The sequence below is a fragment of the Pseudoalteromonas sp. BSi20652 genome (assembly GCF_000239855.1).
GTDB lineage: Bacteria > Pseudomonadota > Gammaproteobacteria > Enterobacterales > Alteromonadaceae > Pseudoalteromonas.
Genome location: NZ_BADT01000079.1, coordinates 30,966 through 45,427, shown reverse-complemented (window position 1 = coordinate 45,427; position 14,462 = coordinate 30,966). Strand labels below are relative to the sequence as shown.

The window sequence follows — 14,462 nt, the reverse complement described above, 5'->3', positions numbered from 1 at the left end:
TTGTAAACATATTTGGACAAACTAGCGTTTTATTAACGCATAGAAGTTATAAACTAAAACGACTTCACAACAGTGCTCTACTGTTGCGAGATAATATAAGGTTTAACCTTGAGGATAGACAGACCATTCTTCGCCATCAAGCTGTATATAAGGACGTTTATTTACATACATCATGATTGTGCCAGCATTTTCGGCCACTTTTGGTGCTTTAGGCAAGTTTTCAACTAAATTAGCAATGCTGTTATGACCTCCAAAAACATTTGTTTCAAGTGTTTTTGCAACAATTTCAGACAGTGCAAAATAGCTGGTCGACTCGTTAATCAGAATTTGCGAATAATTTTTAACATCCGGGCCAATAAATTTAATAGCCGCTGGCACAGACACAATAGTTGGACTTGGTATTTCTCGCAGGCCAGCAAATTGCACTTTGTCACCTTTTAATGCCGCGCCATGCTCAGGCACTATCATTAACATGACGTTACGACCGCGCTTTTCAAGGTTTTTAATAAAGCGGTTTATATCCGATAATAAATTAGCATGTCGAATTGGATAACTTTCAAGGCTATTCATGCGTTTTTTGTTAGCCAGTTGGTTACCATCGTGCAAACTTGTTGTGTTGTAGTACATAGCACACGGCTTACAATCTTCTGCTTCGTTTTCAAGCCAGCTATTTAGCACTGCCCCATCAGAATAAATAGGGCTTTCATCAAAACCATATTGCGCCACGGGTAGTGAGTCAATATTAAGCGGTTTATTATTTAGGCCACCAAATTTATTAACCAATCCTTTAAAGTCATCAAAATGCCCGTCGTGATTCATCACTACGCTGCTTTGATACCCTAATTTTTCTAAGTTTTTAAATAAGTAACACTGCTCTGGTGCATCACTAAATAAAGCTGTTTGACTTGTTTGCCCACAACTTGCACGCAAAAGCCTAATAGCAGCGGGTCCACTGTACGAGGTTGCCGAATTAAAATCTGAAAACACCACATCGAAATCGTTGAACATATCTTCAACACTGACACCAATGGCGTTCAAATCATCAATTGCCATTGAACAAATATTTAATACAATCACATCAAACAACTCACCATTGTTCTGTGAAGGAAAATGGCTAACTAAATGGCTTTGTTGTTGATAAAAGTCTGTTAATTTTTCATCGGGTGTTTGAATAGCACGCGTAATAACTTGAGCTTGATTGTCAGACTCATTTATAACAAAGGTGTTAGTAGAATTGGTATTTGAAACGACTTGCGATTGCTCACCCTCTCCTTGCCAGCCAATAACAAGCAACCCAACAATTGTAATAGTTGTAAAGCGTAACCACTGCGATGTGTACCAAAAACACACTGTAATAACAAATAATGTCAATAACATATCTACACTAATTATACGCGCTAAAAGCTCAATGAAGTAGCCAAAACTAAAGTCTTGAACATTATTGGCTTGTTTAGTCAGCCTATTTAAAGGCGGCAGCCACGAGTCTTGGTACAATATAATAATTGCAAAAAAACCACCCAGAACATGTTTTGATTTTTCAAATATTGCTTTTTTAAACTTGAGCGCCAAAAGCGCGGCAAGCGCTGCATTAGTCAATACATTGAAATCAATTGCGCCGTAATAAAACAGGGCAAATTTAGCTAGAAAATAAAGATTCCAAGCCCCTAAACCTGATAATTTCACTGCTCATCCTTCTTTTTGTTGTTGGGTGTAAAAGGTTCAAGTACTTCGTGTTTAAAAGTAAGCTTGTAATAATATTTTTTTACTCTAGCTAATATATAGGTTGCTGACATACATAGCATAATACCGACTATCATTGCCAAAATTGCGGTAATAAAAAGCTGATTAATACTCATTGATTAGGCCTTTAATCTCATTACAAACGAAACCGCATCTGGTCGTGCATCATTTGAAAATTCAGGCGTTTCTAATGCCTGAGTAATACTTTCTGACACACTCGGCTCAAACTTATAGCTGTCATTTTCGGTTAACTGCTTAGAGTAATCAACAATAGTTTTGCCAACATAAAGCCGCCTTAATTGCTTGCATTCTTGCTGTATATGAAAATGATCTGAAATAACATTTTGCTGCACAAAAAAATCACTAGTTTGTAATTTAAATAAGTGCTTAATTGCATTATTCACATCGTTTTCCCTACAAGCATGCAAATATAAATAAACGGTATTATCAGCAAGACTAAATATGTCCCCCTCTCGCTTAATATGAAATAAGTGCAATGGGTGAATTGGCTCTATTCGCGGCAACAACTCAAGTTTAACTAACACGCCACTAACGCCTAGATTAACTGCAGAGTCGCTATGAACCTCTACTTGGCGAGTGAACTCATCAAAAGGAAGGTAACCTTTCGAGAACGTATTTTCAGTGTATTTTAAAACATGCTCAACTGAAGGCGGTAAGGGCCTAGAAAATTGAAAGCCTTGTATTGACTGTATTTGAGACAACAATCGCGAAGGCTCAGAAAAGCTATACAAAATTAGGTTAACGCCTAATGTCAAAAATAAACATTCATCTTGGTGGCGAATAACCCCATCTACATTTTGTATTACTAGTTTTAACCAACGACCGCAGCTTTTTCTGAGCTCAAAACACTGTTTGCCTAACTGTGCTAAATCTGTGTAACGGGTAACAGCAAACACCAGTGTGGATGCTTCTAATTTTGGCCCCTTGTCAAACAGTTCATTATTGTCTTTTACTGTATAATAGTGCGTAGGTAATTTTGTGCCGATAGGCACAGCACTTCGCACTAACCACACATCGTCTTCATCAGGAAAGTGTGAGCCATTAAATACTTTTGAATCGTTTACAGTTCCCTCTTCCACCAAAAATTGATTGTTTTCAAGCGACAATTGAAACTGCATAGCAGCAAACACACCGGTACTATGTTGCCAGTAATCGTATTCTAAAACGCGTGTAGCGGAGTCGTTATCAACAAAAATTAAACCATCAAAAATCTTATTGAGACGTCTAATTAAAAATCGATAATGTGTCACTTCAGGGCCTGATATTAAAAATAATAAGGTAACCCCTGTTTTATTGGCAAACTTACTGTAATCATTCATTATTACCTCTGTACTTGCTTCGCTTGCAGCACTCAGTAATTCTGTATTGAGGTGTATGAACACAAGCGCATTTTTTAAATTTTTATATGCGCTGATCTCTTTGATTATACCTTTATTTATTCGCTCTATTGAATAATGTTGGGTTTCAGATGAAAAAGAAAACGGATGAACCTTGTTACGTTTATAAGCATTGTTAAGTGCAGACGAAAAGGGCGATTCAAAAAATGATTCAACTTCTTGAGAAACTATATATATATCATTTGAGAAACTTTGATTAATTGCATGTAAAGCAAGTTCAACTACAAAATTGTCTAAAGGCGCCAAAACAGCATAGCTTGAAGCCGATTTTAACTCCTTTGCAGCCGACTCTAAACCCGTTATGTTAAAGTTATGCACTTAAAAAGTCCTTAAAAAAATACTTTTTTACTAGTTTTACCCGCTATTCTATATATAATAGCCAAATATTGTCCACTTTTAATAAAAATAAATATTACGCTGACAAAGGTTGTGATGAATAATTTAGCTACAAAAAGCTCTCAAATACTCACATCAAGTGACATAGAAAACCTAGCTCGCCGTTTTGGTGGGAAAAGCGATGACTACATAGAAATTATGAATACACAAAAAAATCAAAAAACAATTAATAAATATGCGCTATTAAAAGAAATTGATGACGCAATAAAAACATCTAAAGATAAAAAATAAAAAGGTAAACTCCATTGCAAAGGATCTTCATTAAAGGCATCAAGGGCGGAATAGGAAGCACATCGATTGTTGCTAATCTTGCGTGCGTTTTAAAAAAGTCTGATGTTGATGTTGTTGCCATAGACCTCGATGCTAAAAGCGACCTTGGTTTACACTTTGGTTTGAAGTGGACAACTACCAAAGGTTGGAGCAACGAAGACACTTTTGAAGATGCCTTGCTACACTTTCGTAAAGACAGTGACGGTGTTGTTTTTTTACCCTTTGGTGATAACGAAGCAACGTTGGATGATATTACTTCCATAATTAATAATTGCAAAAATCTGGATTATAAAGAATCAGCTTGGATTATATTCGACTGCCCTTCTCATATTAATATCTCTCACTATCCCTTAGATCAAAACGATATTGTTATAGAGCTTGTTACTTGTGATGCGATTTGCCACAGCCTCATATACAAACGCCTGCAAACTCTCAAAACAGTCGAATCGACCTGGAAACACTTTTTTGTAGTTAATCGTTACAATGCGGCTTCTGTTCTTGAATTTGACCTGTTCTCACTTTGGCAATCAACGTTGCCCTTGATGGCGCCATTTTTTATCAATAGCGATGAAGTTATTAAAGAAGCCACAGCTAATCGCAATGTTGCCCTTAATTGTGCACCTTACAGCGTAGCTAACGATGACTTTGAAACACTGGCCGGTTGGCTTGTAAGTAAAGCGGCGTTTTAACGATGAGCCTTACTCTTTTCTACAAAAGACCCATACACAGTACTTTATATATATTATTGAGTGTATTGTTTACTGATAGACTTGTGCGCTACATTTTATTTAAATTCCACAGTTATTTTAATCAACACAAAGTAAATGTAATTGAAGCTTTTTTTATGCCTTTTATTACTTTGTTCGTCTCATTATTTATAAATATAAAAAAGAACAGAGAAAACTTTGAGTTGACACTATATAACTATTACCCGCACTTAAGGCTCCCATATAGAACCTATATCTACTCTAATATAGTACGTTTTATAATTCAGAGCGTATTTTTGCTTTTTGCTGTTCACAAACCTAAAAAAAATCGGTATCCATAAAAAAGCATGCAGTAAATTATTTTTATGATGCAGTGAGTTACAGCCTAATACAACTTCGCTGGTACGACTTAAAGCTAGGTCGACTCATAAAGCGCTTGCTGTCTAAAAATAAATCTAGGTCTAAAAAAAGTGCTTTTAAAACAATGGCTGATGCACGTATTTGGCAAAACAAACTAATAAAATACATTGTTGTTGCGCTTATATTATTTTTGCTCGCAATTTTTGTCACCATTCCATTTAGCTTAGAAGCGCAAGCGGTCTTTATTAGCTTTATTTTATTGGTTGCCTACGCGCTTAAACGCGTAAAAGGTCAAATGGCCACTATTGTAATGATCACCCTTTCTGTCACTACATCGTCTCGCTATTTATGGTGGCGTTATACCGAAACACTAAATTGGGATGACCCCTTAGCGCTTGCGTTAGGCGCAGGCTTGTTACTTGCAGAAACATACGCCTGGTTAGTACTTATTTTAGGCTTCTTTCAAACTATTAACCCGCTTGAAAGAAAACCAGTCATGCTGCCAAAAAATACTGATTTATGGCCAACAGTAGATATCTATATTCCAACTTATAACGAACCTTTGAGCGTTGTAAGACCCACCACACTTGCTGCGTTGAGTATTGACTGGCCAGCAGATAAACTAAGGGTATATATTTTAGATGATGGTAAACGCCCAGAGTTTGGTGAATTTGCTAAAGAAGTTGGTGCGGGTTATTTAACAAGGCCAGATAACAACCACGCCAAAGCAGGTAACATGAATAGCGCTATGCGCTACACCGATGGTGAATATATCGCTATTTTTGACTGTGACCACGTTCCTGCTCGCTCATTTTTACAAATGACAATGGGGCAGTTTTTAAAAGACAGCAAAGTATGTTTAGTGCAAACACCTCATCACTTTTTCTCAGCTGATCCATTTGAGCGAAACTTAAATAACCACAGTCAAATTCCTAACGAAAATATGTTGTTTTACGGCCTTATTCAAGACGGTAACGATATGTGGGATGCCACATTCTTCTGTGGATCGTGCGCGGTACTAAAAAGAGAGGCGCTGGATGATATAGGCGGCTTTGCCTTTGAAACAGTAACCGAAGATGCCCATACCGCGTTACGTATGCAACGCGCAGGCTATAAAACAGCATATATAAATATTCCACAAGCAGCAGGACTTGCCACTGATAGTTTGTCGGCCCACATAGGTCAACGAATTAGGTGGGCACGAGGTATGGCGCAAATATTCAGACTCGATAACCCGCTTTTAGGTAAAGGGTTAAACATACCTCAGCGTCTTTGTTACTTAAACGCCATGCTGCACTTTTTATCCGGAATTCCACGCATTGTCTTTTTAACTGCTCCACTGGCACTTATATACTTTAATGCGTATATTATTTATGCGCCATTTATAGCTATTTTTGTCTATGTAGTGCCAACCCTTATCCAAATAAAAGCAACTAACTCACGCATTCAAGGTAAATACCGATACTCTTTTTGGGGCGAAGTTTACGAATCTGTGCTTGCTTGGTATATATTAAAACCAACTACGGTTGCCTTGTTTAATCCTAACAAAGGTAAATTTAACGTAACCGAAAAAGGGGGGTTAAACGATAAAGAGCATTACGATTGGGGAATATCAAAGCCGTACCTTATCTTATTAGCCATTAATTTATCAGGTATGTTGGTAGGTATTTTACGTCTATTTTTTGGCGATCCAACACAAGTTGGCGTATTGCTAATTAGTATGGGGTGGGCGCTATATAATATTATTATTTTAGGCGCAGCAGTTGCCGTAGCCGCTGAAGCACGCCAGGTTAGGCACTCTCACCGTATTAAAGCAAATTTTCCAGCAGGCGTTCGTTTAGCAAATGGACACACGCTAAAAGTAAAAATTACTGATTACTCAGACAACGGTGTGGGTATAGAAACCGACCACGATCACTCTTGTCGCGTAAACGATAAAATAGAATTATTAATGAGCCGCGGTAATAAGCAATTTTCGTTCACTACCCATGTTTGTAATACCCGGGGTAATCAAATTGGCTTAACCATTAAAGACTTATCTCTTGAAAAGCAGCGCGCATTTATACAATGTACATTTTCCCGAGCAGATGCATGGCTAGACTGGCAAAACAACTTCAGACATGACCGTCCATCTTACAGTTTTAAAGAAGTGCAAAAAACAAGTCTTAGAGGCTTTAGTAACCTGCTCTTCCACGCGCCAAAAGCGCTTCAACCTATTATTCAGTTTATGACTAATTTAGTTGTATACGTAAACTCATTTACTCCAAAAAGACCAATAGTGCATAATAATTATGATTAAAAAGTTGCTTAATACATTCCTAACATTGTCACTTATTTGTAGTGCTTACTTTGCACATGCAATTGAGCCATTACAAAATAAATCAATGTTTATTAATGGCTACCCTGAAAGTGCTCAGGTATCGAGTTTACGTTTAGAGTTTGAAGCTTTAGGCTTTACAGGCTTTAAACTCGATGGAGTAAATAATAACTCCCGCGTCGACTTTACTAACCGAATTGATAAATTAAGCACTAATTTAAAGCTTAATTTTTCGTATACAAATTCGCCTTCATTAATCGCTAATGTATCGCATTTAAAAGTTTACTTTAATGATAATTTAGTCACTGTTTTACCCATTAACGAGCAACTGAGTATTGTAAAAAACACAGTGCAACATAGTCTCGATCTTAACGCTAAATATATCCAAGATTACAACCAAGTACGCTTTGAATTGGTGGGTTATTACGACCTAAGATGTCAAGATTATTTCAGCCGCACTATTTGGACTGAAATTAACAAATCAAGTAACATTATGCTTGATCAAAAGCAGCTTGCTATAGATAGTCGTTTAGAATATTTACCAGAACCGTTTTTTGATGAAAAAGATTACAACAAGCTTAATCTACCGTTTGTATTTGCCAAAACACCCAATACGCAAACAATTGAAGCCGCAGCAACGCTATCAAGCTGGTTTGGCGCACAAGCCGACTGGCGTGGTTTTAATTTCCCAGTAACGGTAAATAAAGCACCTGACCAACACAGTGTGGTTTTTATTACTAATAATTCAAAACCTGATTTTTTAAAAGATTACCCTGATGTTGAAAAGCCAACCATAGAGATCATTTCAAACCCATTTAATCGTTATTATAAAATGTTACTTGTATTGGGTCGTGATGAAGCTGATTTAAAAACGGCTGTAACTGGTCTTGCATTTGGCCACAAAGTTATGACCGGAAGAAGCGCAAGTATTGAAGCTATTAATCAGTTACCACTGCGTAAAGCGTATGATGCACCGCGCTGGCTTAGAAGCGATCGTCCAGTGCATTTTGACGAACTTATTGATTACCCTACGCAATTACAGGCACAAGGTTTAAATAATGGCCCTGTAAAACTCAATATTCGCTTTGCACCTGACTTATTTACATGGCGTGAGAGAGGGATTCCTATTACGCTACAATACCGTAGCACTCCTGAATCAGAAGCCATCGACTCTCGTTTAAATATGCTAATAAACCAAGAGTTTATAAGTGGATTTTTGTTAGACGAAAACAACGACCTATTACAAACAGCGCAAGCATTGTTGCCGCTAGTTGCCAATACCGATACTACACAAAGCACTGAAGGTTTTTCTGTAAACGGCATTAATTTAGCAAACAGAAATGAACTTAACTTTGACTTTAGATTTGGCGTACTTAAAAAAGGTGAATGTGCTGTTGCCCCTCCTGGCGGTGAATTTGGTGTTATTGATGGCGATTCAAGTATTGATGTAAGTGGCTTTGATCACTACATTGCATTACCAGATCTAAACGTATTTGCTAATAGTGGTTTTCCATTTACTAAATATGCTGATTTACAACAAACCCTTGTGCTTATTGATGAAAATCCAACACCGAGCGCATTAACCGTTTTGTTTAACTTAACGGGTCATTTTGGTGCAATTACGGGTTACCCAACTCATAGAATAAGTGTTGCTCATTTAAATGAAGACGCTGATTTAGATGATAAAGACATACTCGTAATCGCAAAACCAAACAGCATTGCTAACGACTTAGATGAAGACGCACAAACAAATATTTTGCTTAATAATAATCAACGCGCAATTAAGCAAGCAATATACAATGGCGCCTATGATGAGCAAACTACCGAAAAGGTAGAGGTAAGCATTAAAAGTAGCGGCGATATGGCGGTTATAACGGGTTTTCAATCACCGTTTGATTCAGACCGCTCAATTGTTTCTTTAAGTGCCACTACGCAACATGCATTTACCATACTCGACGATGTATTAATGAACTCAGAAAAACTTGCCCAAATTAAAGGCAGCGCTGCCATTATCAACTCTGAGGGAATTAAAACTATTCAAATAGATGAGCAATACTTTGTTGGGCACATTCCGGTACATACCTTAGTGTGGTTCCACTTATCTGATCATCCATTTATATTGGCATTACTGTCTATATTAACGCTATTACTGATCTCATTTATTTTATGGCGATTATTACAAGCACTAACTTACAAGCGTTTAGCTGAAGGAGATAAATAATGAAATCACTCGTTAATATATTTTTTACTGTGATTGCACTATTTGCTTTTAATGCAAACGCACAAGTTGAACAGTGTGAGCCATGGCAGCCGTGGCAAGTATTTAAAAATAACTTTGTAAGCCAAGACGGACGCGTTATTGACCTAGGTAGTGAGCAAAGCATCACGACCTCTGAAGGGCAATCTTATGCGTTATTTTTTGCGCTTATTGCCAACGATAAAGCAGCCTTTGACTCTGTTTTAAATTGGACTCAAGAGCACTTATCTGAGGGCGATTTAAGTACGCGCTTACCAGCATGGAAATGGGGATTGGATAAAAACCGTGAGGGTGGCATTTTAGACTCAAACCCGGCGTCAGATTCAGACCTATGGATTGCTTACAGTTTATCGCAAGCTGCCATTTTATGGGATGAACGCCGCTACAGCATTTTAGCCGCAGTACTAGCACAACGTATTATCAGAGAAGAAACCGTCTATATAACTGGCCTTGGCTTATCGTTATTACCGGCACCTGCGGGTTTTGAATATGAAAACGAGCGCTATAGGCTAAACCCAAGCTACTCACCATTATTCATTTATCAACAATTTAAAAAGCTCTACCCACATTCACCATGGCATCAACTTCATGAAGGATCAGCCAAGCTTATTTTAGACACAGCAAAGCAAGGCGTAAGCCCTGACTGGGTTATGTTTGATTCGAACCGTGGTTTTTACTACGACAAAAAAACACGGATATAGGCAACTATAATGCTATTCGGGTTTACCTTTGGGCAAGTATGATGGCAAACGATGCGCCTTATAAACAAGAGCTGCTTACTCAGTTTGCTCCGTTTATAGACACAATTAAAGAACGTGGTTATGTTCCTTTAAATACGTATTCTCAATCAGGTAAATCTGAAAAAAGAGGGCCTTTAGGCTTTAACGCTGCCCTACTGCCTTTGTTAGCAGATGAAGGTAATAATAAATTAGTCATGGCTATTCAACAAAAACTAATGATTGATAAGTCTTTTACTCAAACACGCTATTACGACAGTGTATTACATTTATTTGGTGAAAGTGCTGTGAACAAGCGCTTTAAAATAACGGCTGATGGAACGCTACAACCAACGTGGAGCACTGAATGTCGTTAAGGTTAGCCTTAGCTTGTACATTGGCACTAAGCGCTAATTTAAATGCCGAAACAATAAATGATATTGATACACGATCAGTTGATTGGTTATTAAGTCAAATTAGTATCGGCGAAGCGCAGCAAAACAAAAAACTAGTTGAAGACAGCCTGCAAAAATTGGTTGCTATTGCCCCTACCCGAATAGAAACACAGTGCGCGCTTGCTCATTATGACTTTACAAATGGCAATACAGACCAAGCAAACTTGTTACTGAGTAAGCTTGATAACCAACTAATGCAACAAACACCTTGCGTTAAAAAGCTCAAGATTATGTCTAGTATTCAAGGTAAAGACAAAGCTGCAATTCAAGAAGCAAAGCTACTGGCTCGCGCTGGCAGATACGATCAAGCGCGCCAAATTTATAATAAAATATTTAACAGTGTTTACCCTACCCTAAACTTTGAACTTGAACATTTAAGCTGGTATGCCCAAGACAGTGGACAATGGCAAGGGGTTAAAAATGGTTACGAGCAATTATTAAAGCGTTATGACAACTTAGGCCAAGTGGAAGTTGCTTATGCAAGGCATTTGCTAAGACGTAACCCGCGCGATAAAAAAGCTATGCGTATTTTAGGCAAGTACGGCTCTACATCAGGTTTTAGTGATGAAGTTGAAGGAATATGGCTCTCAGCACTGAGAAACATGCCGATAAACAGTAGTACTGATGAGCAATTTAAACAATACTTTACACTTTACCCGTTTAGTAATAAGGGCGAGTTACAGTATCAAGACTTTAAAAAACAATTAAAAGCACGTCAAAAGTTATTAGCTGATCCGGCTTATCAGCTTTGGCTAAAAGGCGATAAACTACTTGAACAAGAAAGGTTGCGAGCAGCAGAGCCTTTACTATTAAAAGCCTTAAAAGGCCGCCCTACAGATGGCGCAATAATGAATAGCTTGGGCATACTTTACCTTCAACTAGGTGACCATGAAAAAGCCTATAATTATTTTACGCGCGCACAAAAATATACCCCCGATTTTGCACAGCGAAATACCCTCAAAAGTATGGCCAAAACGGCTAAGTTTTGGCTTTATGTTCGCCAAGCAAGAGACGCTATAGATAGTAGTGAATTTAGAGTCGCCAAATTAAAACTGGATTTAGCCGCTGCATTAGAAGAAGAACCCAATACCGTATTGGCTAATCGCGGAACCTTACAATTTGCTCAAGGGCAATATTCACAAGCTGCACTTACCTATCAAGTTGTACTTAAAAACGAGCCTTTAAACGAAAGCGCTCTATTTGGCTTGCTTGAAATAGCAGAGCTTGAGCAAAATGAAAAAACGCTCACGTCGTTTTTTAACCATCTTTCTTTTTCTCAAAAAGAAGTATTAAGAGACTCCTACTTAACTTCGTTAAGCGGTTTATATCGAACTAAAGCCACTAATCTTGCTCAAGCGGGTGATTTAGATGAGGCTGAAAAAACATTAGTAGAAGCAATTAAAGTAACACCTCAAGAACCTTGGTTATATTATGATTTGGCGTTTATATACCAGCAAAAAGGGCTTACCGACAAAGCGCGTTCATTGTTTAACAATGTACTGTGGCAGTTTCCGTTAAACTCTCAGCTTCGTTATAGCCATGCACTATTTTTACGCTCTTTAAGCGATTATCAAGGTGCCCTTGCCACGCTACAATATATTCCGTTTAAATTACGCGATGCTGACATTGTTGCCCTAGAGCAACAATTACAACTTAATGAGTCTTTAGCACAGAGCGAGCGCTTTATTAATACAGAAAACAAAGCTGCTGCTATTTATCACTTAAGCGCATTAGAGGCGCAAAATTTAACGCCAGCGATGAAAGTAGAGTTAGCACGAAGTTGGTTTAGTATTGATGAACAAAAGCACGCTTTAAACCTAATGAATGAAGGATTAGTTGCTGACCCATCCTTGTCTCCCTATTGGCACATGCTTTACGGCGAATGGCTGTTAGCACAAGGTAATAATGGGGCAACCACTGAGTGGTTTAATAATTACAGGCTCCCCGAAAGTGCCTCTGAAAGCGACATAAATCAGTATGTTCAATTACAAAACGCCTATTACACTGAGTATTATAGCGCCAGTGATCTTATTGCTAAGCTAAATCAGCTTGATCAAAAGTACTCAAGCTCGCCGGCTACAACTACTGCATTAATAAACGCAAACTTAGCGCTTGATCAAAACCAATCCGCTATTATTTTGTATGAACAAAAAGTAAAAAATAAACAGCTGATTGAACCGCAAGCCCTAATGGCAATATCTAAAGCCTACAGAGCCCTAGGCGATGATTTTCAGGCCAAAGAGGTTGCACTAGAAGCCATTGAACAAAGTACAACACAAGAAAGTTATTTTCAGCGTCAAATTATGGAATCGTTAAACGATTTTAATTACGCGGGCGATGCGCTTTATTTAGCGCAGCAGCTTATTCAAAAGTCACCAAACGATTTAGAGCTTCGTTATTTAGGGGCGCAAGTTGCTACTAACTTCAATGAAACAGAGCAAGCGCAAACTTGGTATGCACAAACACTTTCGCCTAATCGTCAACTCAACGAAAAAGAGCTCTACACGTCGCTTGCGCGCATTGATGAAAACGACGAGTGGTATATAAATGGTGCAAAACGAGAGTTACTCAATCAACAAAATAAAAACCAAGCCTATATTGCGGTTGGCGTTAACTTTAGCGGACAAGTAAGCACCGAAAGCGAGGCCACGTTAGGTGCTGGTTTAGTCCCTATTGAAGCGTATTTCCCGCTTTGGCAAGGGCAAGGGTTTGTAAAAATAGACCCAACGACCATTAGTGCTCAAACAACGCGGTTTGACGAACAATTTGCTGGCAGCCGTTACGGACAAGGTGCCCTGTGTATATTTACCTGTGGTATTGACGAAGTAAGCCCTGAGCAAGATGGTGTTGATATTGGTATTGGCTGGCAAAACGAAAACTGGCGCGTTGACGTTGGCACCACACCACTGGGTTTTTTAATTGAAGACATTGTATGGGGTGTTAATTACTCAGACAATTTTGGTGACTTTGGTTACAGCCTTGAATTAGAAAAGCGACCAGTAACCAGCTCAGTATTGGCGTATGCAGGCCTTGAAGACGTTAATACAGGTGAAATTTGGGGTGGCGTTCGCTCAACCGGTTTAACCGCCAATGTTTCTCATGATTTAGGCGGTGATTGGGGTTTTTGGTCTAGTGCTGACTTTACGTTGTATAAAGGTCAAAACGTAAAAGACAACCAACGCTACCGCTTAATGGGAGGCACCTACTACCGTGTAATGAGTAATCAAGAACGCGAGTTTACGGTTGGCGCGAGCATATTGCACTGGGCATATAAATTTAATTTAAGTGAAGAAACCTGGGGCCATGGTGGCTACTACAGCCCACAGAACTATATAGGGTTATCAATCCCTTTAACTTACGATGCCCGTTGGGGTGATGACTTTGTATACCGTGTAAAAACAGGCGTGTCGTATTCACAAACTAAAACGCAAGCAATCGACTTTTTCCCTAATGATTCTGACCTGCAAGCAGAAGCTTTTATTCGCCAACTTGAAACCGGTGTAGACCCTGCATTTGATTCAGATACCAGTGCAGGTGTATCGTACAATTTAGAAGGCAGCTTTGAATATAGAATAACGCCACATTGGTTCTTTGGTGGTTATTTAGCTATTGACCGCTCTGATTTTTACGAACCTAATTTTGGCCAACTTTATATCCGCTATTACTTTAATCCTGTTTACGGAACGCTTGAGTTCCCAGGCACTCCTATTGTTCCTTACGCTGAGTTTTAACTTGGCGTAAGGTGATACACCGCGAACACTTCCCCTAGCACTAAGGTATATGTATACTTGAGCGCAATTGTAACTAGGATAAGGGTGTGTCTCTT

At 38.5% G+C, this 14,462-nt stretch carries 6 protein-coding genes and 2 pseudogenes; 6 read left to right on the top strand and 2 right to left on the bottom strand.

The genetic code is table 11. The features are described 5' to 3' along the window. Positions 1–102: 102 nt before the first annotated feature. On the bottom strand, positions 103–1,683 hold the full coding sequence (bcsG, locus tag P20652_RS11760; RefSeq protein WP_008167647.1) for a cellulose biosynthesis protein BcsG: 1,581 nt from the start codon (positions 1,681–1,683) through the stop codon (positions 103–105). A gap of 176 nt (positions 1,684–1,859) precedes the next feature. Continuing rightward, positions 1,860–3,476 carry a cellulose biosynthesis protein BcsE gene (gene bcsE / locus P20652_RS11765; protein ID WP_008167642.1) on the bottom strand — a complete coding sequence of 539 codons (1,617 nt, stop codon included), beginning with the start codon at positions 3,474–3,476 and terminating at the stop codon, positions 1,860–1,862. A gap of 114 nt (positions 3,477–3,590) precedes the next feature. Here bcsE and bcsR point away from each other — a divergent pair, with 114 nt between their 5' ends. The 6 genes and pseudogenes from bcsR to P20652_RS11790 all read left to right on the top strand — a co-directional run bounded on the left by bcsR (position 3,591) and on the right by P20652_RS11790 (position 14,367). Beyond that, the gene (gene bcsR / locus P20652_RS11770) at positions 3,591–3,785 is read left to right on the top strand and encodes a BcsR/BcsP family cellulose biosynthesis protein (RefSeq protein WP_008167640.1); all 195 of its coding nucleotides are present in this window, start codon (positions 3,591–3,593) and stop codon (positions 3,783–3,785) included. 14 nt (positions 3,786–3,799) lie between these two features. After that, positions 3,800–4,513: a cellulose biosynthesis protein BcsQ gene (bcsQ, locus tag P20652_RS11775; RefSeq protein WP_008167638.1), complete on the top strand. Its 714-nt coding sequence runs from the start codon at positions 3,800–3,802 to the stop codon at positions 4,511–4,513. A 2-nt stretch (positions 4,514–4,515) separates the two neighbouring features. Next, positions 4,516–7,190 (top strand): annotated as a pseudogene (gene bcsA, locus P20652_RS11780) (UDP-forming cellulose synthase catalytic subunit). After that, entirely contained in the window at positions 7,183–9,429 is a 2,247-nt protein-coding gene (bcsB, locus tag P20652_RS11785; RefSeq protein WP_008167633.1) for a cellulose biosynthesis cyclic di-GMP-binding regulatory protein BcsB, read from the top strand. The pseudogene bcsA and the gene bcsB overlap by 8 nt, the downstream one beginning before the upstream one ends. Then, positions 9,429–10,558 (top strand): annotated as a pseudogene (bcsZ, locus tag P20652_RS17840) (cellulose synthase complex periplasmic endoglucanase BcsZ). Before bcsB ends, bcsZ begins: the two are co-directional and overlap by 1 nt. After that, entirely contained in the window at positions 10,549–14,367 is a 3,819-nt protein-coding gene (locus P20652_RS11790; protein ID WP_008167629.1) for a cellulose synthase subunit BcsC-related outer membrane protein, read from the top strand. The pseudogene bcsZ and the gene P20652_RS11790 overlap by 10 nt, the downstream one beginning before the upstream one ends. The last annotated feature ends 95 nt before the right edge of the window (positions 14,368–14,462 follow it).